The organism is Parasphingorhabdus sp., assembly GCF_039982415.1.
Classification (GTDB): Bacteria; Pseudomonadota; Alphaproteobacteria; order Sphingomonadales; family Sphingomonadaceae; genus Parasphingorhabdus.
The window spans coordinates 1-20,916 of record NZ_JBDWYL010000004.1; the positions used below are offsets into that span (position 1 = coordinate 1).

The following is a 20,916-nucleotide window of genomic DNA, read 5'->3' on the forward strand; positions in this document are numbered from 1 at the left end:
GGCCGAGATTATGCGGTTCGCACCGGCCTCTGGACGAGTGGACTATGTCGGCCCAACCTTCGGATAGCAGTTGTCCGAAACTCGGTCGTTAGCGGAAAGTCTGCTTCATATTATCGCAACGTCCGCTTTTGCGCCCAAAGCCGACATGACTGCTTTATCCCGAAAGCGGACATTAGGAAGCCATGCGTCTATCCGCTTTTGACAGAGCTCTTGGTTTCTTTCATTAGCCATGAGGCGTGTTCGACGGAAATCCCGAGTACATCAGAGATTTCGTCTTGGGTTATCGCTGGGCGTTCCTTCAACAAATCTTCGACTGTCCATTTGAGGCCCGGTGAAGCTGGATCACAGTATATTGGTGCCGTGCTCAAATCCCTCCCTAAGGCAAGCATCCTTTCATATGTGAAGAACAGCTCAGGCCAATCACCCTTCTGAGCATTGTCGAGTTGATGATTTGAAATTCGGTTCAAAAAATAATCATCATAATGGCGGTCATCTTGACCTACCATCCAGAGCGTTTCGCATCGACCGCATTTTGAGATGTACAACCACCACTTTTTCTCGCCGTAGTTTAGTATCTCCGTGAGGTTAGCAAAAAACCTCTCATCATCCCCATCAAAGCCCATGGGAATGAAATCTAAGTCTCGGATTTTCGGGCACTCACATTGTCGATATTTATCGATCGCTTCGGCTACTGATTGCCTTAGCTTCCAAACTTCCTCGCTGTTCGAAAAATCGCAAGAGACAAGTTCGAGGTATAGTTCTTCTCCCAAAAACCCCTCAAGTCCGTCTTGGCTATAGAGCCAATCTTCGAAACCCTTACGCTGCCAGTCCCCGCGTGCAAATTGCCATAGGTGTTTGGTGAAACGGTTCTGCATATAAAGTAGCTTAGATCGAAACGGATTCAATTCAAAATGGAATGTCCGCTTTTGCGCTCAAAACGGACTCAATCCAATACGGGTTGCGGTCCTCGTTCTAACAAGGTTGTCAAAACAATATGGCTTCTGGTGTTGGTGACTTCACCAAATCCTCGCATTCGGATCAAAAGTTCATCCAGTCCATTTGCGTCTTTGCATCGGGCCTTGATCAAAAGGCAGGAGTCGCCCGCCACGCTGTGAATTTCCTCAACATCGGCATCTTTATGCAGCCCGGCAAATTTTTCCCTGGCATCTGCACCTGTATAATTCACATGAATGAAGGCAAGAAACGGACGTCCAATTTTTGGCCCATCCAAGCGAATTGTGTTTTTCGCGATAATGCCGGCGGCCTTCATTTTCTTGACGCGTTCGTGGACTGCCGGTGCCGACAAATAGACTATTGCGCCAAGTTCGGAATAGGATTGCGAGGAATCTTCCGTCAGTGCGGTTAATAATTTTCGGTCAGTGTCGTCGATCGACGGCTCTGATGGCCGTTTTTGCTGAATGCTATTCGTATCTTTATCCATAAGATGAAAATTCCTTGCGACTAAATATTGTTAGTCATATTCTTTATATTACCATACAATATTCAGCAATAGGAAATTATTATGGAACTCGGCATCTATCTGGTCTTTATGTTCACCACGGCGGTCGTGATCTTGACGCCTGGCCCTGCGGCCATAGCTATTGCGGCCCAGGGCGCAGGCAATGGACATCGGCGAGCAACTTTTGGGGTGTTTGGTGTGGCTGCTGCCAATGCCGTTTATTTCATATTGTCGGCAACTGGTATCGCATCGCTTTTAATCGCCTCTGCCTTTGTCTTTGGAGTGATAAAATGGGTGGGGGTCGCGTATCTGGTTTATCTCGGACTATCGGCTATTTTTAGCAAAACCGGCGGCCTTCAATTTCCGACTGGCAAGTTGCAATCTGCTTTTTCATTATTCGGTAAAGGCTTTCTGGTCGAGTTTGCCAACCCAAAAGCCTTGCTATATTTTGCAGCCATTCTTCCGCAGTTTCTTGATGTCTCAAAACCAATATTACCGCAAATTCTCATCATGGGCGGAACGACCGTGGTTCTGGATCTAATCTCTTATAGCATCTATGCATACGCCGGCGATCGGTTGACCAGTGGCAATGTCAAAGAGTGGATTGTGCGGCTCGTCAACCGGGTTGCTGGCGGCGCTCTTTTACTGGCCGGCGCCCGAATGGCGAGTGTCTAGGCCAGCCAAGAGGCGATTGATGGCTGGGCGCTGAATCATTTGCACATTATACAACCTGCTGGATGCATTGGTTAAAGCACAAAGATTGTTAGAAAAAGAAGAGCTGAGCGCGCCTTGTTCGGGACGAGAAGCGGGAAAACACTGCTTGATTATTTGGCGCAAATTATAGCAAATGTTGACGGCTATCCCGCCAGCAGGAAATATACTCATGGCCGTCCCTCCCCCAGATGTAAATTATACTTTGTCCGCCACCGAGCTCGATCAGCTCAAACCCTATGGCGAAATCATCCATCACGAAACCGGAGATATATTAACGCAGGAAGGCGCCCGCAATTTAGACTGTCTGGTTACGCTTTCAGGCCATACCGACATTATCGCTGAAACGTCCGAAGGCGCGCGCAGATTGGGATGGATGGAGGCCGGTCAATTTGCTGGCGACATTACCGTCCTCACCGGACAGGCATCGCTTGTCCGTGTGGAAATGGGGCAGGCCGGTGACGTGCTCCACATTCCGCATGACAAATTCAAACGCGTACTGGTCGAAAATTCCGGACTGTCGGATGTTTTCGTGCGCACCTTTACTGCGCGCCGCCAATTTGGTCACGAATCCGGAATGAGCACCGTTGTTGTGATCGGCGAAAGCTATGACCGGGAGACTTTTGTATCCCGAAATCTGCTCGCCGTGCATGGTGTCCCCCATGTCTGGCTCGACCCGAAGTCTGACGAATTGGCGGACCAGGTGATGCGCGCACGCGGAATTGTCGCTGACGATTTGCCCGTGGTTTTGCGCGGCGCCTCATTGGTGATGAAACAGCCGACGCTTGCCGACTTGTCAGAAGCCTTCGGACTGGATCTGTTGCCCGATGGTGCCTGCGCAGATGTTATCGTTGTGGGCGCCGGACCTGGCGGCCTGGCTTCGTCCGTCTATGCCGCATCCGAAGGACTGTCGGTGTTGACGCTGGATATCCGCGGTCCAGGCGGGCAAGCGGGTACTTCGTCCAAAATTGAAAATTATCTCGGTTTTCCGATGGGCATTTCGGGTCAGGAGCTGGCTGACCGCGCTTCCATACAGGCGCAAAAATTTGGAGCCCGTATCGCCGCTCCAGTGAAAGTCTGTTCGCTGGACCATAATGGCGATGATTATTGTCTTAGTTTGGAAGATGGACGCAAGCTCAACAGCAAAGCAGTGGTCATCGCGACCGGTGCACAATATCGCAAATTGCCGCTCGACAAGCTCGCGCAATTTGAAGGGCGCGGGATTTATTATGGCGCAACCGCCATGGAGGCCCAGCTTTGCAGAGCTTCAGAAGTGGCGATGGTCGGGGCGGGCAATAGCGCTGGACAAGGCGCTGTCTTTCTCGCCAAAACGGCCAAGGCCGTCCATCTCGTGTACCGCCGGGAAGATATTCGCGAAACCATGTCGGAATATTTGGTGCGCCGGCTGGAAGAGACGCCAAATATCCATCTGCACCCTGCCAGCCAGATTGCAAAATTACATGGCGAGGAAAGACTGGAGGCTATCGATCTTGAAACACGCGGCGAACCCGTGCTGCTCGAGACGCCTTTTGTTTTTCTGTTCTTAGGTGCCGCGCCGTTCACGGAATGGTTGCCCAAAGACATGAGTTGCAGCGAAACCGGCTTTGTGAAAACTGGTGGGGATTTGGCCAATCTCGATTTGGTCAAGGCTGGTTGGCCATTGGAGCGTATGCCGACAAGGTTCGAAACATCTTGGCCGCGTATCTATGCCGTTGGTGATGCGCGGGTCGGTTCAGTCAAACGGGTGGCGTCAGCGGTGGGCGAAGGTTCGGTCGTGGTAAGCGACATCCATGCCGCTTTGTCGGAGATGGAAGCAAGCTAGCAGCGTTACTGAAAGATCCAGCGGCGCGCCCTATGACCGCTATTCCGCGGCGAGCAATTCCTCGGCGGCGTCGAGATCTACCGAGACCAGTTGGGAAATCCCGCGTTCGATCATTGTGACGCCGAATAGCCGATGCATCCGGCTCATGGTCACAGCATTATGGGTCACGATGAGATAGCGGGTGTTGGTTTCGGCGACCATTTTATCGAGCAAATCGCAAAACCGTTCAATATTGGCGTCATCCAACGGCGCATCGACTTCGTCGAGAACGCAGATTGGAGCTGGATTTGTAAGGAACAGACCAAAGATTAGTGCCACTGCGGTGAGCGCTTGTTCACCGCCGGACAGCAAGGTGAGCGATGTCAGCTTTTTGCCTGGTGGTTGCGCCATAATCTCAAGACCAGCTTCCAACGGATCGTCGCTATCGACCAACTCAAGATGGGCCTTACCGCCGTCGAACAGGGTGGTGAACAGGCGTTGGAAATGTTGATCCACTTCTTCAAAGGCAGCGACTAATCTCTGTCGTCCTTCTCGATTGAGGCTGCCAATGGATCCGCGTAGCTGATTAATCGCTTCGTTGAGCTCATTGCTTTCCTGAGTGGATTTTTCCCATTCTGTTTCCAATTCTTGCAATTCATCAGCGGCCACGAGGTTGACCGGTCCAATCCGTTCCCGGCTTAGCGTAAGCCGTTCCAATTCGGCCGATTCCAGAGCGGCATCTCCGACCGTCTCTTCTGCAAAACCGCATTTTTCAGACAATAACTGCGGCGGACATTCAAATTTCTCTCCTGATATCCGGCCCATCTCTACTCGACGTAAATCTTGGTTTTCGGCGCGCGCTTTTGCGCCGGCTCGTTCTTCGCGGGCCTGACTCAACGCTTCGCTAGTCGCATTGAGGCGATCTTCATGGTCACGCTGTGCCAATTCCGCGGCTTGCTGCGTGTTGCTCTTTTCAGCAACAACCGCATTAAGGGCGTCATGTTGATCTTGGAGCTTGCCGACCTCCACTTCTATAACCCGGGGCCGGTCGGCAAGTTTTTCAACTTCAGCCTCGATGGCAGCGCCGCGCTTGGCCATTTCTGACATTCGCGTGGCGGCTTCACTGGACCGATCTTGCCAGGATTTTACTTGCGCTGCCGCCACCGCTTTCTGTTCTTTGACCTGTGCCAATTTCTGGTCGAGGCCGGACAGGGCAGCTTGTGAAGACATGACCTGTTGTCTTGCGCTATCGCGTTGCTCCTGGAGCGCCGCACGAGCTTTTTCTTGCGCCGCACCATCGGGTTGATTGGTTCGTTCTTTTTGCGCCGTGGCCAACTCCGTCTGCGCGGTGGTGGCTTCTTCTTTCAGCGCCGCTTCGCGTTCGGACAAGCTGGCCGTGCGCTTTTGGAGCCAATGCAATGTTTCTTCTGCTTGGTCCGCCTCGCGCAGGGCCTGGCGCAGCAAATCTTCTGCTTCGCGCCGCGCGCTGCGTGCTGCAGCCAATTGTTGCTCGGCGGATGCAATCGCACCTTGCCGGCTTAACAGTTCGGTTTCTGCCGCCTTAACTTTGGTTTGCGCAGGTTCGAGCAAAGTGGTGAGTTCGGCAAGGCGATTGGCACGGACCAGACGTTCTGCGCTAGCATTTCCATCATCGCGGGCCACAAAACCATCCCAGCGGCGCAACGCACCGGATCGGGTCACCAGCCGCTGCCCAACCGCCAATTCTTGACCTTCGTCATCCTGAACCACGAAAATTTGAGACAATCGGCTATGCAGCTGCTGCGGCGCTTCGACATGGTCGAGCAATATTTCGACGCCGGCAGGCATTTTGCCGGATGCGGACGGGTTGCTGCCGCCCCAATAGCGATCACCATCTTCACCAATTGCGGCGAGAAGATCATCACCCAATGCTGCGGCCAAGGCACGTTCATAGCCCGGTGCGGCTTGCACTTGGTCTATGGCTTTATGGTCACTTTCTTCTCTGGAAAGTTCGCGCTCAAGGGCATCATGTTCGGAATTTAGGCCGGCCAATTGGGCGTTAAGACTTGCCAAGGCGGATTCGGCTGTGTCGCGGTCCTCGCTGGCCGCCAAACGCGCGGCTTCTAGCTTGGTAATTTCAACACCGCTATTATCCGCTCGTTTTTGAGCTGTTTCGCGATCGGCAATCGCGTCGGCAAGCGCTGCTTTCAAGGCCGTTTCATCGCCCATTTCAGCCCGTTCCTGGTTCAAACGTTCCAGTTCGACCGCCAATCGATCAAAGCGTGTCTGTGCGGCGCCCAAAGCGGCATCGGCAACCTTGATTTCGGCTTGAATGCGGGCTTCCTCCGCGACCGCTTTGGCCAGCTCCACTTCGCTATCGCTGGCCGCGCGCTCGGCTTTCTCCGCCATTTTTTCAAGTTCGGGCCGTTCGGCATTCAATGAGGTAAGCTCGTTCGATAGCCGTTCATCATCCTGCTCGAGGCGGGAAAGGGCTTCCATGGCATCGCGGGTCAATTGATCCTCGCGGGCATTATCGTCGGTTATCCGCTGGGCCTGGGCTTGCAAGTCCAAAAGCCGTGACTTGAGATTGTCTCGTTCATTGGTCAAAGACAGCAGTTGATGACTGGATTCACTGGCTTCTTCACGCGCTCTGGTAAGGGCCGCCCGGAGCAGACCTAGCGTCTTGGCGCTTTCATTTTGCGCCTTAACCGCTGATTGCTGATCATTTTGTGCGGAGTTGACCTTGGCTTCGGCCGCTTCAGCTTCGGTTTTTGCCGCATCCGCTGCCGCTGCGGCTTCTTTCCAGCGCGCGAAGATCAAGCGTGCCTCAACGGTGGTTATTTGTCCGCTTAGCTTCTTGTAGCGTTCGGCCTGTTTGGCTTGGCGGCGCAAGGCAGCGGCGCGCTGCTCCATATCTCCCAATATATCATCGAGACGCGCGAGATTTTTTTCTGCGGCGCGCAATTTCTGTTCTGCATCTTTGCGGCGAACGTGAAGACCCGAAATACCAGCCGCTTCTTCCAGCATTTCGCGGCGATCAGTCGGTTTGGACGAGATGACATTGCTAATCTTGCCTTGGCTCACCAGTGCCGGGCTGTGGGCGCCGGTGGCGGCGTCTGCAAAGATCAGCGCAACATCTTTGGCGCGCACATCGACACCATTGGCGCGATAAGCTGATCCGGCTCCACGTTCGATCCGGCGGACAATCTCCAATTCACTGTCATTGTCACCGACATGCAGCGAAGAAACATCATGAGCATCGCGTTCTGCATGCAAGGCCACTTCAGCAAATTGGCGTTCCGGGCGATCTTGGGTGCCGGCAAAAATAACATCTTCCATGCCGCCGCCGCGCATCGATTTGGGGGAGCTTTCACCCATTACCCAGCGGATGGCTTCGAGCAAATTGGATTTTCCACAACCGTTGGGGCCAACCACGCCGGTCAGTCCTTTTTCAACCCGTAGCTCGGTCGGATCGACAAAGCTTTTAAAGCCCGAAAGTTTGAGCTTTTTTATCTGCACGCGGATATGTCCGCTTGGTTGCTAAATATAAGTTGCATGGTTCGCTTCCCCCAAGCGATCAAACGGGCTTACCGCGCACCCGCTTCTTTCAATTTGGTTTCAATCAAATTCCAGCCCGTACCTTCCACTTGCTGCCCGTTGATTAAGAAAGTCGGTGTCCCTTGAACATTGTCTTCATTGGCATAACTATTTGTCCATTCCGTAAGCTGCTTCAGCTTGTCCGTATCGGCCAGACAAGCTTTGGCTTGATCTTCGGAAATGCCTTGAGACGTGAAGGCTGAAATAAGGCCTATTTCTTCTCCGATTTTAACAAAGCGCTCATTTTCGGGAAGTTCGTAATATTTTTGGACTTCGCCAGAATTGTTGAGATCAATGAATTTTTGGAAAAATTCAGCGAAAATTGAGAGAGTGCTTTTGGCCAACGGGAAATAGGCCTGCTCGGTACTGCACCGCGTGAGCAAGGCTGCCGTCAGGTCGGCAGGATCGCGAACGAAGTTACGAATTTCGAAGCTCACTCTGCCGCTATTGACATAATCTTCGCGAATAGAATCGAACGCCTGATCACCAAATTGGGCGCAAGCACCGCAAGTCAGAGACATATATTCAACCAGTTTAATAGGGGCATCTGGATTGCCCATCACATAACCTCCGGCTTCGGTAATGCTGACCGTCTGGGACCATTGCTGTCCGTCCGGCGCCGCCACAGTTTCGAGCGCATCTCCAGAAGTCACACCGCTCTCGGTGTCAGCTGCTCCGCCGCAGCCGGACAACGCAAGTGCCAGAGCGATCGGCGCAAGATAGAGTGATTTAGACATAGATATTTTCCTGCTGTTCATTGGAATATTTTATTCGGGTAAAGCGAGTAGCTGAGGCCGCAGACGTGCCCAATTATGGACCTTGTCGATCGGCTTGTCATTGACGGTAAAACTTGGTGTGCCAGATAGCTTCAATGTTCCGGCCGCATAATTGGTCATCGCCAAAATTGTTTCTTGTGTGGATGTATCGGAGAGACACGCATCGACCTGGTCATTAGCAAAGCCGCGCTTTTGCATCAGGCCATAAAAGCCCGCGGCGCCGGCAATTTTTTTCATCCGTTCCGCAATAGAGCCTTTATTGAGCGATTGCATGACTTCTGGTGATGAGGATTGGAAGGTTTGCATCCAATCGGTTTGAGACGCCAGAATGGCTCGGTGATTTCCAAAAAATTTCGTGCGCCCACCGCAGCGCGCTAACATGGCTGCCGTGAGGTCGATAGGATTGAGGACCAAATTTCGAATTTCAAAGCTGATATGACCTTTTTGCACGAAATCTGTTTTCAGAGAATCATGGGATTCGGCTTCGAAATTTGCGCAATGATTGCAAGTGTAGCTCATATATTCCGTCAATCGATATTTCGCTAACGGATTGCCGACAATATGGCCGCCTTGGGAGGACATAGTTACGCGTTGTGCCCAATCTGAACTCTGCGCCCAAGAAGGGGCGGTACAGGTTAACGCCGTTCCGATCGTTCCTAAAGCAAGATACACGCCTGCTAGTTTCATTCCTTGTCCTTTTCCTGTCCGTTTCGCCGTTTTGCGCCGCCGCCAATTTTCCCCATGATTGCTATGGGTTTCGGTTCCTCTATTTGCGGAGCGCCTTCCCACTTGGCAATAGCTGTTGCCAATGATTCCAGCACCCTGTTCAATTCCGGGTCACCTATATCACGCAAACTGTCACCCAATTCTATCGGTGCCGGCTTGAGTGTGTGGGGCAGTGGTGTCGGTTTTTTCTTAGGTTTTTCAGTATCTTTAGGGGGATTTACAGCTCCTTGCCTGAATCGAACCTGACTGATGGCGCTATAGCCGAAGAAGCGGTTTACGCGTTCAATTATCTCCGGTGTAATATGTTGCATCAGGGTCGAATGGGCGCCTGAAACCAGCAAATGGAGTGTTCCATCCTCTTTCTCTCCCCGGGGGAAGCGGATTGATTCGGGTAACGAGACGCTGGCATATTTCTCGCCCACAATTTCTGGCCATCGGCTGACGACTGAACTTTGAATAAAACCATAGCGCCGGAAGGCGGCTCGGCCGATTTCTGGCATCAGGTCGGAAATGCTTCGGGCATCTCCGCCACGCGGCCGTTGGTATTTGTTTAGCTTTTTTGTCGCAGAGGGGCGACCGGTCGCTTTGCCGGATGGCTTTTTGCTGTCTGGACTATTTTCCTTCGCCATAGCCGTGCATCATGGCATAGGCGACCTATGGGCGTCGACATAATATCCGGTAAAGCAGCAAATATAACCGCCAAAATCAGTGCACATTATGTGGATAACGCGCGTATATTGCCCTGGCGCATGCCTCCACAGCGATCGGCGGCGGGACAGTTGCCTAACCCCTATCATGTATGGTTGTCTGAAGTGATGCTACAGCAGACAACCGTCTCGGCGGTGATCACCTATTTTAGCAAATTTGTTCAAAACTGGCCGACTGTTGCAGATTTGGCCGCGGCGCCAGAGGCTGATATATTGGCCGCCTGGGCGGGGCTTGGCTATTATGCACGCGCGCGTAATTTGCACAAATGCGCCCGCCATGTGGTGAGCCATTGCAAGGGTCAATTTCCATCACAAGAAGCTGAACTGCTGAAATTGCCCGGTATCGGCGCCTATACCGCGGCGGCAATTGCTGCGATCGCCTTCGGAAATCGAGCGGTTGTGGTCGATGCCAATATTGAACGTCTGGTGGCTCGGTTGTTTGCCATCGATACGCCTTTGCCCCAGGGAAAAGGTGAAATTCGCGATAAAATGCACAGCCTAACCCCGGATCAAGGCGCGGGTGATTTTGCGCAAGCCTGCATGGATATTGGCGCCACCATCTGTTCCGCAAAACTACCCAAATGCGAAATTTGTCCCGTCCAAAATAATTGCGCTGCTTGGGAAAACCGAACCCCCGATCGCTATCCGGTCAAACCGCCCAAAAAAATCAAACCTGTGCGCAAGGGGCGTTTTTTTTGGTTGGAACGCGATCAAAAACTTCTTCTTGTCACGCGCCCGCCAAAAGGAATGCTCGGTGCAATGCGAGCCTTGCCAGATGACAATTGGGCCGCCCGCAAGGATGGAGACAAGGTTCCTCCAGTTGCGGGAGATTGGCTGGTTCACGAAAATATTGTTCAGCACAGCTTCACCCATTTTTCGCTTGAAGTTGATTTGGCGGTTTATCAAAGCGATAAAATCGTTATTGACAAGAATGACAATAGTTCGTTCGACAATGGTGCCATGATCTGGTGGCCATTGGATGAAATTGAAGATGCTGGCTTGCCAACCCTATTTGCGAAAGCGGTGGGTTGGGCAATGCGAACAAAGGGAAGGAATGACCATGAGAGAAGATAAATTGGCACATATGTTGGAGCCCACCGGATTTAGCCGACGCTCCGTTCTTGGTGCCATTGGCGCAAGCGCTTTTCTGGCGGGTAATTCTTCAGTAGCTTTTGCCAAATCCATAGCCAGCCCGGCTTCTCCGTTTCCCGGATTGACCAAAATCATCAATGACTATGTCGCCGAGAAAAAAGTTGCCGGCATGTTGGCGGCCATCGGCATGGGGCAAGAGGATCCCTTGGTTATTTCCGCAGGCACACACAAATTGGGCGGCGACAAAGCGGTTGATATTAACACGCTTTGGCGTCTCTATTCACAGACCAAGCCGGTGACCGGGATGGCGATCATGATGTTGATCGAAGATGGTTTACTGAAACTCGACCAGCCGGTTGCAGATGTCCTTCCAGAATTTGCGAACATGCGGGTTTTGCAGGATCCAGAAGGATCAATGGATGAAACGGTTCCCGCTCGAACCCAGATTACTATTCGCCATTTGCTTACCCATACAGCAGGCCTGGGTTATTCCATTGTCAGCAAAGGGCCTATACTTACGGCTTATTACGCCAAAGGGATTACGCCCGGAGTTGTGAGCCGGATGCCACTGCCAGGGACACAGCCCGGGCCACCGACGCCGGATGCAGCGACATTTTCGAAGAATCTTGCTTCTTTGCCGCTGGTTTATGAGCCAGGCAGCAAGTGGAGCTATTCGGTCAGTATTGATTTGCTAGGTTATGTCGTTGAAGTCGTGTCAGGCATGCCGCTGGAAGATTTCTTGCAAAAACGCATGTTTGATCCGCTCGGTATGAAGGATACATTTTTCCGCGTTCCCGCCGATCGGGTTAAAGATTTTACCGATAATTATTCCCCCTTTGGTGGCTCGCTCATTCCAATTGATCCGGCAGAAACAAGCATTTATCTCGATGAACCGGCTTTTGCTTTTGGCGGTGCTGGTTTGGTTGGATCTGGCGGCGATTATGACAAGTTTCTAGCGATGCTATTGGGATTTGGCACTTATAAGGGCACGGCGATTATGCAATCTGAAACCGCCAAGCTCGGTATGTCTAATCTGTTGCCCAAAGGCACCGACATGAGCGGAACTTGGGTGGCCAATCATGGCTTTGGAGCGGGTGGTCGCTCGGGCTTGGGGACAACTGAAAGTCCAGCTGGAACCTTCGGTTGGGGCGGCGCAGCGGGCACTTCGGGCTTTGTTGATACTGGAAACGGATTCCGCGCTGGTGGTTACACGCAATATATTCCGTCCAATTCTTATCCGTTCCAGTCGAATTTCCCGAAATATGTCTATGCGGACCTGTTGAATCAGGCAGCGACTGGTGGTGGAAAAACAAGCCCTTGAAAATCATCAGCTAGTCTATGCTGAGCATTTAATGGACTGTTCTGCGGCGGCATTTGCCAAAGGGAAACACGGGAGAAGAATATGACCACGAGCCCGATTATGACGAGCGATTTGAGCGCTATTGTCCCAACTTTTGCTGGCGGAACAATTGATCGGGCTGATCAGATAAGGGTGAATCCGGAACGACTGAAAGAAACCATGATGCGCCCCAATGCGCGGTTGCTTAAGCTCGACGGGCTCAATCCGGTTTTTGATGATCGGGGTGATCTGGCTTGGGGGCCGCTTTATGAAGCTTCCCCGGACAATGATTTGCTGCTGCTTGGCATTGATGGTGAGACGCCATGTTTTGCTGAATTAAACGGGGCCGGCAGCGCCATGCCAACCGCCGATCCGAGGTTATGGCAGGCTTTGGGCATGTTACCACCCGAGCAAGCGGCCATCTATGCCACTGCGCGCAGTCTGGTAGATTGGCATGCCCGGCACAGATTTTGTGCCAATTGTGGCCAACCCACAGAATCCCGCAAAGGGGGTTGGGCCCGCCAATGCGACAAAGCCGCATCGGGTTGCGGGGCCGAACATTTTCCGCGAACAGACCCTGTCGCCATCATGCTTGCCGAATGTCAGGGGAAAATATTACTCGGGCGGCAACCGCGCTTCCCGCCCAAACGCTTTTCTGCTTTGGCTGGTTTTATTGAGCCGGGAGAAAGTATCGAAGGCGGCGTTGCCCGTGAGCTTTGGGAAGAAGCGGGAATCAAGGTTCGCAATGTTCGATATATTGCGAGCCAGCCTTGGCCTTTTCCCTCTTCTTTGATGATGGCTTGCACCAGTGAAACAGATGATCCGAGTTTGACGTTGGACGAAGAAGAAATCGAAGAAGCGGCCTGGTTTTCTCTGGGAGACGTCCAAGCGGCGATGAATGGTGATCCCGATGCCCCGTTCATTGCGCCGCCGCCTTTTGCCATTGCCTATAATCTCCTGAAAAATTGGCTGGACGAACAAGCGAGCTAAACGGCGCATTGCTGTGCGGTTTCGCTATTAACAGCATGTCCGACTGGCCCCATAATCACCCGCTGATATTGCTTTTTTCCGGGCGCGCTGGAACAAATACCAACCGACCCAAAGCACCGCATAGAGAAACAGGGCTGCGTAAATCGCGGGCTGCGGACTCTCAATCGAGCTTATCGAACCGGCATAGGCGGCAACGGCAACATATGGCAAAGTGCTAAGCGAGAAGAAGAGCAGATAGCGGCCAATAGGCATTTTGGTGACGCCAGCCATGCAGGCGGTGACTTCAGGAACAATGGGCGCCGCGCGCGATAACATGATCATCGCTGGTCCGCTTTGCTGGAAAGCCGCAATCATTTCATCGCGCGCTGGAGCATCTTTGACCAGAAATTTGACGCCCTTGTCGCCCCATTTTCGACTGAGCGCATAGCCGCATAATGCTGCCATGCTCATGCCCGCAAATGCCGCTGCTGCACCCAGCGGGAAGCCGAGGAAGAAGCCAGCCAGAATGGTGATTGTTAAGGTCGGGACGGCGACAAATAAGTCGGAAAACAATAGGGATATGACGATAGCCAGCACCCATAGCGGGTTGATCGTCTGCGCTTCCGTCAACCAAAAGCGGACATTCTCGATGGTCAACAGCCCGAATATGCGGCCAAGAATGAAAGTGGAGGCGAATATGAGGCCCAATATGAGCATGACTTTAAGCAAAGGTTTCATGACAAATTCCTGAAGAAAGATAATGGAGCGCTCAATTGACCTTCATGATCTGACGGGCGAGAGCGGGGAAAAATCGCGCCATGGGACGCAATAATTTAACCTTGCCAATATCAATATCGGCTTGTTTCTGAGTCAGTCCGGCAATGATGGTTGCCGCCACGTGATCGGCGGGGAGTTTCCCCGTCCCGCGCCCTCGGGTCATAGCTGTATCGACCAGCGGCAAAAATGCCTGCTTCACGGTAATGTTCGTATCCTGAAACTGGTGGCGGAGCGATTGTGAGAAAATATTGAGCGCGCCCTTGGTGGCACAATATATGGCTGAGCTTTTTTTGGGGACCAATCCGAGACCAGAATTTACGTTCAAAATTGTCGCTGATTTGCTGTTCAACAGGGCGGGAAGCATTAGGTAGGTGAGGGCACAAATGGATGTGAAATTTACGTCTATTTCGCGCTTGATATGCCGGTAGCAAAAATCATCGTCGAGAAATTTTGGCGTATATTGCACCGCTGCATTGTTGATCAGAATATCAATCGCTTGATGGTCTTTGACAATTTGATCGGCTGCCGCTTCCACTTGGCCCAAATCATGCAATTCTGCTTCATAGACGTGGATGTCTGAATAGGTTGTACGCAATTGGTCGAGGCCGGCAGAAGGCCGTGCGATCACGCTGATCTTATTGTTGTTTTGCAATTGATGGACCAATTCCAGACCAAGGCCTGAGGCACCGCCCGTGATCACAATATGTTTGCCTGCGATGCTCATATATTCATTCCTTATCTTGACTTGAACTTTGCTTTATTGTCCGCCTTGATAAGGCCGAAACAGCCGTCTGAAATTAACCTGGGTTAAAACGTGATGAAATTTTCTGAATTTATCTCAGCGCATGGCGTACCAATGCGCAAAGCGGCCGGTGACCACGTGTTCAACCAAGGCGATAGCGACCAATCTCTTTATATTGTGCAGAGCGGCTTGCTGAAAGCCTATTATCTGTCGAGCGATGGGAAAGAAAATATCAAATCTTTCATTGTGGCGGGTGATAATATTGGCAGTTTGGTCGCGGCTTACGCAAAACAGCAATGCAGCTTCAGCTTGGTTTGTCTGCAGGATACCCAATTGATCAAAGTCGATTTTCAAGCAGTTTATGACGCCGGTCGTGACAATCTGGAAATCGCGTCAACCGTGGTTGATTTTCTGTTGGCTTTCGCGATGAAAAAAGAACGGCGGGAGTTTGAACTGCTCTGCTTGTCTGCTGAAGATCGCTATCGGCTATTATTGAAAAATATGCCGGATATTGCGGAACGGGTAACCCAGAATGAAATCGCTCTTTATCTCGGCATTACGCCCGTGGGACTGAGCCGCATCAAGAAGCGCATACAAGCTGAGCCAAAGTCAATTGTTGGATAGGCCATAATGAAAACAGGCCGGATCGCTCCGGCCTGTTCCCCTGTTAACTCGAACTTATAGTCACTTATCTAGGATCATTTGTTCCCCGGCAACATGGCGAAGCCACCAATCCTGATTGGAAATTTGTTGGCCATTGCGATCAATTACCGTCAATTGCGGAGCAGCATCCGCTTGACCGCTGATTGAAATAAAATCACCGTCAAAACTGGTAAAAGTGGTTTCAATCGGATCGCCATAAGTTGGGGCTTGTTCCAATAAAATCCCGACAGCCACGCGTTCACCCATGCGCATACTATCATAATAGTCGGAATAATAATGGACGCCAGCCATGTTCCGACCAATGGAAATATTGGCCGCGAGCTTGTCCAATTCTCCCTGGATGGTCAGACCACCAGTTGGGAAGTTGCTGTCCGCTACCAACCGATTGCCATTGGCATTGGGAACATAAGCAATGGGCGTTCCGTCGGGTTCCACCAATGGTCTCTCAATGCCGCTATCATTGTCTTGGAACATTTCAAAAAAGGCTTTGACCATCGTGACGCAGCCTCCCGCCACTGTTGCGTGCCCTGCACCATAAGCCGGATGCATGGGCGATCCTTCAGGAAAGGCCATTGGCAGCAACAGGTTGCAGTCGTCAAAATTGCTAAACGGGGTGGAGCCACCAGCGCAATCGGTGAGGCGCATCAAGTTCATCGCGCTGTCATTTTGTGCCTCATTATGCGCAATCAATGCGGCCTTTAAAGCGTCGGGCAATTCTTCGTGCATATTTTCAAATGCAGCCTGAGCAGCGCCCAATTTCTCCGCTTGTCCGCATTCTATCAGTGTCAAGCGGCCGCCCATTAATTCCGGACGTGCTCGGCGATGATAGTTGAATTTTTCGCGCCTGACCGCTTTGAGACACCGGGTTGCAACTTCGGTTACTAGCGACAGGATATGTGGGCCGCCGAAAGTTGCAAAAGCGGTGCGGCGGGCTGAGGCCGTTTCGCTGTCTCGAAATCCTGGTTCAGGAAAGCCTTTGGAGGCCGGAACGCCCATTGCACCGATGATCAGCACTGCATTGAGATAGGCTTCGTAAAGGGCATCAAAATGCACATAAGTGGCTAAATCACGCGGAGTTGTAATGAACCGGCGTTTGTCTTCGAACAGATCTGCGCCGCGGAAATCGGCTCCATTTTGAACATCACGCCAACTTGGCCAATCCGTCATATGATCGAGGCAATTTTTGTGGACGGTTGTGCGCTGATCAATTGACAAGCTGCCATAGCGAATAAATCCATCCTGCAAATCATAGCCGGCATCTTTGCCAGGAAAACTAGCTGCGCCGCCGCCTGGGCCAGCCAGACCGGTATTTCCAATCAGCATGAACTGAGAAATATAAGGACCCGCAAGCGCGCCAGGCGTTGACCCGCGGAAGATAGTTTGCGTGGTTAGCGGGGCTGCAAATGCATCATTATCATCTTGCGTCCGCGCGAAACGCCGATTGCGTTCAAATTTGTTGAGTCCGCTTGCATCGACAAAAGCAGGTGTGGAGGATGTGATTCCCGAGCCATTAAAAAAAGGCATTGTATTCAGCGCATCAACCACTTGTGTAGAATCGAGTTGGGCTTCACTGACGTTGCCAGTACCACAGAGCTGCTCGGCACTGTCTCCAGCACAGATGCTGGTGAAAGGCACATCCCGCAGAATCGCTAAGCCGTAAACTTCAGCCATTTCGGCGGCTTTTTCTGAGGAGCTGACTCGCGGCGCGGGCGACATGCCGACACTGTCCGCATCTGGTCCTTGCAATTCATAAACATGTCCTGCGCGCGGGCTTTCCCATCCCCGCCATTTGGGGATTGCGCTATTGATGGTGCATTCATAGGTTGCCGCGCCGCCGCGGTCAGTTGCATCCAGAACGTGATTTTCAAACAAATTGGTGTCGTCACTATTTATTGCTTCGACAAAAGTTCGATAATCATCACCATAAGATAATATGCCAAATTCATCATGATGCAGGCCTTTGGTGAAATTGGTCGGGAATTTGGCGCCAGCATAGTCAAGCTCTTCGCTGTTATTCCGCGAAGCTGCGTGGGGACGCGTGCGTGAAATTTCCGCGGCCAGTGACCGCAAAGCTTTCGCTTTGTGCGCTCTTTCAGTGCCGTTGGGACAGGGAACATTATGAGGTAGTTTCATTTTTACATCTCCTTGAAAATAAGAAAATGCGACCTGAAGCTATGTCCGAATTCTGGGGGGCGGATCACGGCTTCTGCAGACAGGAATACAGCTTAGTCTTTATTGCCAATTGGAAAAAATCGACATGCAAGCCTTTGCAAAATAGGCGTTTTTATCCTATTTTACAGCTAAGTGAATGAGAATATTGTAAATAATAGGCGACGGTGATCGCTGCGAGAAAATCGCTAATCACTTGATAATAAAGCAAATTAAAATGGTCTAAAAGGCGGGAAAGAGTCCCGGTCGATTATACCAATCCGAGCTTAGACAATTCCCCGAGCATTTCAGCAGGCATTTCATCTGCGCCTTCCGCGCCGTCACCCAGATCAACCGGCGCATCTTTTTCTTCCAAATAGCGCCAACCCTGATGCGCGCGCCGGGGTACGGTCTGAACCGCAATTAACTTGGGCGCGAGCCGAATCCATTGACGTCCTTCTCCATTTTCCATGAAACCCAAAAGTGGACTGCGTCCGACGATTTTCTTTTGGTGAATCCAGAAAAGCGATCCGCCTTCCATTTCTTTGTGTCGCTTGGGTAAATAGCGTGTGGTCAACCGCGCTTCGCCTTGATCTTTGTGCGATTCCAGCCAAGCGCGTAAGCTGGCAGGGCTCTCGCTTCGATAAGCGATTTTTGTCATATTCAACGGCATGCAGACTATCTGTGGGGAGCGGCCGTATTAGTCAAGCGGTGTGCTTCATCCGCGCCAGATGAACAACGAAACTATGTTTGACTTGTTTTTTCATATTTCCAGTTGCAATTGATTATCAATATCATATTATCGCTTTTTCAAGTCCAGAAAAGGAGAATGCAAAATGGGTATATGGTCAGGTAATCTTGCGAAATTGGTTACGCCATTGCCCGACATAATGTCATTGCCGAGCGCAGAGGCACGCTTTGTGATCGCATTGCGGGTTGCCGTGATGAGCCAGAAATCTTATCGCGATGCTCGGCCTTATTTGCTGGATCGATTGGGCAATGAGCGTGCCGTGAATCGGTTTCTCTTGTTGGTGGAGGCCATTGGTGGTGTTTGGCCTGAAGCGGTGATGATAGGCCGAGCCTGCTGTCCGCACACCATGCCAGATGAAATTCTGATATTGAGTTTACTGCGCTGTGCTAAAAATGATCATCGCCCGGGATTTGATGCCTTAATTTGTGAAATGATCGGACCGTGCGGCCGCGACCGAATCTATGCTGATATGATCAGCTTTTCTTTGGCATATAAAGCCTCAACCCTATCGAAGGAGGTTTGATATCAAAAGGCAGAATATCGGATGTCTCTTGGTTTTTCAGAGCGGTGAAGGCTTTTGAGCGGCGCGCTCAAACTTGATCACCTCGCCGTCCTTATAGTGGTCCATTCCGGTTTCCACATAGCACAATTTGCTGGCTAGGCGTAAAGAAGGCTTGTTTTCAGGGCTGATGATACAGACTGTTTTCTCAGGCCCAAATTCTGCTTCAATCCAGTGATGAGCGGCGGTCATTGCCTCCAAGGCATAGCCTTTGTGCTGACCAGCGGTTGCCAGAATCCATGCCGCTTCATGATAGGGATCAAAGCTCGGACCAAGGCCGCGGCGAAAATCACTAAAGCCTGCATCTCCAATATATTGGTTGGTTTCTTTTTCAATAATTGCAAACAAGCCATAACCGAGCAAATCCCAGCGGCCGAAATTGGCGAGAAACCGCAACCACGCTTCGTCATCGGTTGACGGTTTGCGTCCGATAAATTGCATGACCTGGGGATCTTGAGACATGGCTTTATAGCCTGAAAAATCACTGGCAATATGCGGACGCAGCAAAAGACGCTCTGTTTCTATCATTACCGTGCGTCTAAAAACCAACCAGACCGCTCGCTACGGCCAAACCCAGAAATGCGAGAAAACCCATTGTATCGGTAATCATTGTGACGAACACGGACGACGCCAGCGCCGGATCCTGTTTCATCCGTTCCAGCATGACCGGAACAAATATCCCGGCAAAGCCCGCGACGACGATATTGATCAACATGGCCGCCGCGATGACGCCGCCGAGCATGGGATTGGAGAAAGCCAATGCTGTTCCCAACCCTATTAATATCGCCAGAGTTCCGCCATTGAGAATGGCAATCCGAAACTCTCGGACAATGATTCTGCGGGTATTGGAGCGGGTCAGTTCATTCATCGCCAGCGCGCGGACTGAAACCGCCATGGTCTGCGTACCAGCATTGCCGCCGATAGAAGCTACAATCGGCATTAATATCGCCAGGGCAACCATTTGTTCAATCGCGGCACCGAATATCGAAATGACAAAGCTGGCAACCATCGCGGTGGCAAGATTGGCTATCAACCACCGAACGCGCGCTTTGTAACTGTCGCGAATCGGCTCGTTAATATCACCTTCGCCGGCACCGGAGAGCAGCAAAACATCTTCGCTGGCTTCGTCTTCCACAATATGCAGAATATCATCCACGGTGATCATACCGGTTAGCCGGCCGTCTTCGTTAACAACGGCGGCTGAGATGAGATTATATTTTTGAAAGCGCAGCGCGACTTCTTCCTGATCCATATCTACGGGTATCAAGGTTTGTTCGCGCTTCATGATATCGGCGACTGCGATGTCGCGCGGAACCCGCAGGATCCAGCTTAGCTGGCATGTTCCCACTGGTTTATGCGAAGGGTCTACAACATAGACTTCCCAAAATTCCGTGGTGAGATCGCCATGTTCGCGCAGATAATCTATTAACTGGCCGACATTCATATGTTCCGGAACAGCCACCAGATCCCGTTGCATGATCCGTCCAGCAGATTCTTCAGGATATGTCAGCGCGCTTTCGATCGCGGCGCGGTCTTCGGGCTCCAGTTCGGCGAGGACAGCCTGTTGTTCGCCTTCCTTGAGATCCTCGATAATCGCAACGGCATCGTCGGTTTCAAGCTGTTCTGTCAGATCAGCAATTTGGCCCGGTTCGAGAATTTCAATAAGATCTTCGCGAACATGTTCGTTCATCTCCGCGAGAACGTCGGCGCTGACCAAATCGCCCAATGCTCCAGCGAGCGGCGCCCGTTCATCTTCATCGACCAGTTCGAACAAGTCGGCAATATCGGCATTGTGCAACGGATTGACCAATTGCTGCGCGAGGTTGCTATCGCCATCCTTAACCGCTTCGGAAACCGATTGGACAAATGCATCGGTTAGGCGATTGTCATCATCAAGCCGTGCGAGCGCGATATCTTCGGAAACGGGAGCGTCAGTCATCTCTGTCATATTGAGGCTCCCTTCTTTTGGATTTCGGACGGACTGTTGGTCAGGTTTGTAGTAGCTGTGCAGACATAATTGCAATCTTTTGTGACATTTATCGAAAGCAGCGGGTGATTTTTTTGAACGGCCCGCCTATATGCGACGCAGACAAGTTATGAACTGAACATCTTTGAAAAGG

At 51.6% G+C, this 20,916-nt stretch carries 19 protein-coding genes; 7 read left to right on the forward strand and 12 right to left on the reverse strand.

The features are described from left to right. Positions 1–188 precede the first annotated feature (188 nt). Together ABJU74_RS04040 and ABJU74_RS04045 are read right to left on the reverse strand one after the other, a co-directional pair. Positions 189–875: a hypothetical protein gene (locus ABJU74_RS04040; RefSeq protein WP_348384961.1), complete on the reverse strand. Its 687-nt coding sequence runs from the start codon at positions 873–875 to the stop codon at positions 189–191. Between the two features lie 68 nt (positions 876–943). Then, positions 944–1,441: an Lrp/AsnC family transcriptional regulator gene (locus ABJU74_RS04045; RefSeq protein ID WP_348384963.1), complete on the reverse strand. Its 498-nt coding sequence runs from the start codon at positions 1,439–1,441 to the stop codon at positions 944–946. A gap of 81 nt (positions 1,442–1,522) precedes the next feature. Between ABJU74_RS04045 and ABJU74_RS04050 the strand changes: the two genes are divergently transcribed. Both ABJU74_RS04050 and ABJU74_RS04055 read left to right on the forward strand, forming a co-directional pair. After that, a complete protein-coding gene (locus tag ABJU74_RS04050; protein WP_348384964.1) occupies positions 1,523–2,134 on the forward strand; it encodes a LysE family translocator in 612 nt (203 codons plus the stop codon). Positions 2,135–2,342: 208 nt separating this feature from the next. After that, positions 2,343–3,992, forward strand: coding sequence for an FAD-dependent oxidoreductase (locus ABJU74_RS04055; RefSeq protein WP_348384966.1), 1,650 nt, complete (start codon positions 2,343–2,345; stop codon positions 3,990–3,992). A 39-nt stretch (positions 3,993–4,031) separates the two neighbouring features. Here the strand turns inward: ABJU74_RS04055 and smc are convergent, their stop codons facing one another. The 4 genes from smc to ABJU74_RS04075 all read right to left on the reverse strand — a co-directional run bounded on the left by smc (position 4,032) and on the right by ABJU74_RS04075 (position 9,678). Continuing rightward, entirely contained in the window at positions 4,032–7,469 is a 3,438-nt protein-coding gene (smc, locus tag ABJU74_RS04060; protein ID WP_348384967.1) for a chromosome segregation protein SMC, read from the reverse strand. Between the two features lie 68 nt (positions 7,470–7,537). Then, complete coding sequence (locus ABJU74_RS04065; protein ID WP_348384968.1) at positions 7,538–8,284, reverse strand: thioredoxin domain-containing protein; 747 nt, start codon at positions 8,282–8,284, stop codon at positions 7,538–7,540. Between the two features lie 30 nt (positions 8,285–8,314). After that, the gene (locus ABJU74_RS04070; protein WP_348384969.1) at positions 8,315–9,010 is read right to left on the reverse strand and encodes a thioredoxin domain-containing protein; all 696 of its coding nucleotides are present in this window, start codon (positions 9,008–9,010) and stop codon (positions 8,315–8,317) included. Continuing rightward, entirely contained in the window at positions 9,007–9,678 is a 672-nt protein-coding gene (locus ABJU74_RS04075; protein WP_348384970.1) for a DUF721 domain-containing protein, read from the reverse strand. The genes ABJU74_RS04070 and ABJU74_RS04075 overlap by 4 nt, the downstream gene beginning before the upstream one ends. Before the next feature lie 27 nt (positions 9,679–9,705). Here ABJU74_RS04075 and ABJU74_RS04080 point away from each other — a divergent pair, with 27 nt between their 5' ends. The 3 genes from ABJU74_RS04080 (at position 9,706) to nudC (ending at position 13,177) form a co-directional block, all read left to right on the forward strand. Next, entirely contained in the window at positions 9,706–10,830 is a 1,125-nt protein-coding gene (locus ABJU74_RS04080; protein ID WP_348384972.1) for an A/G-specific adenine glycosylase, read from the forward strand. Beyond that, positions 10,817–12,169, forward strand: a complete 1,353-nt coding sequence (locus ABJU74_RS04085) for a serine hydrolase domain-containing protein (RefSeq protein ID WP_348384974.1) — start codon at positions 10,817–10,819, stop codon at positions 12,167–12,169. Before ABJU74_RS04080 ends, ABJU74_RS04085 begins: the two co-directional genes overlap by 14 nt. Before the next feature lie 81 nt (positions 12,170–12,250). Beyond that, complete coding sequence (nudC, locus tag ABJU74_RS04090; protein ID WP_348384975.1) at positions 12,251–13,177, forward strand: NAD(+) diphosphatase; 927 nt, start codon at positions 12,251–12,253, stop codon at positions 13,175–13,177. 27 nt (positions 13,178–13,204) lie between these two features. Here nudC and ABJU74_RS04095 read toward each other — a convergent pair whose 3' ends face one another. Beyond that, the gene (locus tag ABJU74_RS04095; protein ID WP_348384977.1) at positions 13,205–13,894 is read right to left on the reverse strand and encodes a VTT domain-containing protein; all 690 of its coding nucleotides are present in this window, start codon (positions 13,892–13,894) and stop codon (positions 13,205–13,207) included. Between the two features lie 31 nt (positions 13,895–13,925). Continuing rightward, positions 13,926–14,657, reverse strand: coding sequence for an SDR family NAD(P)-dependent oxidoreductase (locus ABJU74_RS04100; protein WP_348384978.1), 732 nt, complete (start codon positions 14,655–14,657; stop codon positions 13,926–13,928). A 93-nt stretch (positions 14,658–14,750) separates the two neighbouring features. Between ABJU74_RS04100 and ABJU74_RS04105 the strand changes: the two genes are divergently transcribed. After that, positions 14,751–15,299 carry a Crp/Fnr family transcriptional regulator gene (locus ABJU74_RS04105; RefSeq protein WP_348385151.1) on the forward strand — a complete coding sequence of 183 codons (549 nt, stop codon included), beginning with the start codon at positions 14,751–14,753 and terminating at the stop codon, positions 15,297–15,299. Positions 15,300–15,359: 60 nt separating this feature from the next. Here ABJU74_RS04105 and ABJU74_RS04110 read toward each other — a convergent pair whose 3' ends face one another. Continuing rightward, positions 15,360–17,471, reverse strand: a complete 2,112-nt coding sequence (locus ABJU74_RS04110; RefSeq protein ID WP_348384980.1) for a hypothetical protein — start codon at positions 17,469–17,471, stop codon at positions 15,360–15,362. A 286-nt stretch (positions 17,472–17,757) separates the two neighbouring features. Continuing rightward, on the reverse strand, positions 17,758–18,159 hold the full coding sequence (locus ABJU74_RS04115) for a DUF1489 domain-containing protein (RefSeq protein WP_348384981.1): 402 nt from the start codon (positions 18,157–18,159) through the stop codon (positions 17,758–17,760). A 163-nt stretch (positions 18,160–18,322) separates the two neighbouring features. Between ABJU74_RS04115 and ABJU74_RS04120 the strand changes: the two genes are divergently transcribed. Then, on the forward strand, positions 18,323–18,760 hold the full coding sequence (locus ABJU74_RS04120) for a hypothetical protein (protein ID WP_348384982.1): 438 nt from the start codon (positions 18,323–18,325) through the stop codon (positions 18,758–18,760). A gap of 36 nt (positions 18,761–18,796) precedes the next feature. On the opposite strand, the gene ABJU74_RS04125 is transcribed toward ABJU74_RS04120, so the two are convergent. Continuing rightward, a complete protein-coding gene (locus ABJU74_RS04125) occupies positions 18,797–19,324 on the reverse strand; it encodes a GNAT family N-acetyltransferase (RefSeq protein WP_348384983.1) in 528 nt (175 codons plus the stop codon). 10 nt (positions 19,325–19,334) lie between these two features. Beyond that, on the reverse strand, positions 19,335–20,744 hold the full coding sequence (mgtE, locus tag ABJU74_RS04130; protein ID WP_348384985.1) for a magnesium transporter: 1,410 nt from the start codon (positions 20,742–20,744) through the stop codon (positions 19,335–19,337). Between the last annotated feature and the right edge of the window lie 172 nt (positions 20,745–20,916).

Bases quoted from the DNA above. Each gene is read 5' to 3' on its own strand.
- ABJU74_RS04040 (WP_348384961.1), bottom strand. From the start codon at position 875: ATGCAGAACCGTTTCACCAAACACCTATGGCAATTTGCACGCGGGGAC.
- ABJU74_RS04045 (WP_348384963.1), bottom strand. From the start codon at position 1,441: ATGGATAAAGATACGAATAGCATTCAGCAAAAACGGCCATCAGAGCCG.
- ABJU74_RS04050 (WP_348384964.1), top strand. From the start codon at position 1,523: ATGGAACTCGGCATCTATCTGGTCTTTATGTTCACCACGGCGGTCGTG.
- ABJU74_RS04055 (WP_348384966.1), top strand. From the start codon at position 2,343: ATGGCCGTCCCTCCCCCAGATGTAAATTATACTTTGTCCGCCACCGAG.
- ABJU74_RS04065 (WP_348384968.1), bottom strand. From the start codon at position 8,284: ATGTCTAAATCACTCTATCTTGCGCCGATCGCTCTGGCACTTGCGTTG.
- ABJU74_RS04070 (WP_348384969.1), bottom strand. From the start codon at position 9,010: ATGAAACTAGCAGGCGTGTATCTTGCTTTAGGAACGATCGGAACGGCG.
- ABJU74_RS04075 (WP_348384970.1), bottom strand. From the start codon at position 9,678: ATGGCGAAGGAAAATAGTCCAGACAGCAAAAAGCCATCCGGCAAAGCG.
- ABJU74_RS04080 (WP_348384972.1), top strand. From the start codon at position 9,706: ATGGGCGTCGACATAATATCCGGTAAAGCAGCAAATATAACCGCCAAA.
- ABJU74_RS04085 (WP_348384974.1), top strand. From the start codon at position 10,817: ATGAGAGAAGATAAATTGGCACATATGTTGGAGCCCACCGGATTTAGC.
- nudC (WP_348384975.1), top strand. From the start codon at position 12,251: ATGACCACGAGCCCGATTATGACGAGCGATTTGAGCGCTATTGTCCCA.
- ABJU74_RS04095 (WP_348384977.1), bottom strand. From the start codon at position 13,894: ATGAAACCTTTGCTTAAAGTCATGCTCATATTGGGCCTCATATTCGCC.
- ABJU74_RS04100 (WP_348384978.1), bottom strand. From the start codon at position 14,657: ATGAGCATCGCAGGCAAACATATTGTGATCACGGGCGGTGCCTCAGGC.
- ABJU74_RS04105 (WP_348385151.1), top strand. From the start codon at position 14,751: ATGAAATTTTCTGAATTTATCTCAGCGCATGGCGTACCAATGCGCAAA.
- ABJU74_RS04110 (WP_348384980.1), bottom strand. From the start codon at position 17,471: ATGAAACTACCTCATAATGTTCCCTGTCCCAACGGCACTGAAAGAGCG.
- ABJU74_RS04115 (WP_348384981.1), bottom strand. From the start codon at position 18,159: ATGCCGTTGAATATGACAAAAATCGCTTATCGAAGCGAGAGCCCTGCC.
- ABJU74_RS04120 (WP_348384982.1), top strand. From the start codon at position 18,323: ATGGGTATATGGTCAGGTAATCTTGCGAAATTGGTTACGCCATTGCCC.
- ABJU74_RS04125 (WP_348384983.1), bottom strand. From the start codon at position 19,324: ATGATAGAAACAGAGCGTCTTTTGCTGCGTCCGCATATTGCCAGTGAT.
- mgtE (WP_348384985.1), bottom strand. From the start codon at position 20,744: ATGACAGAGATGACTGACGCTCCCGTTTCCGAAGATATCGCGCTCGCA.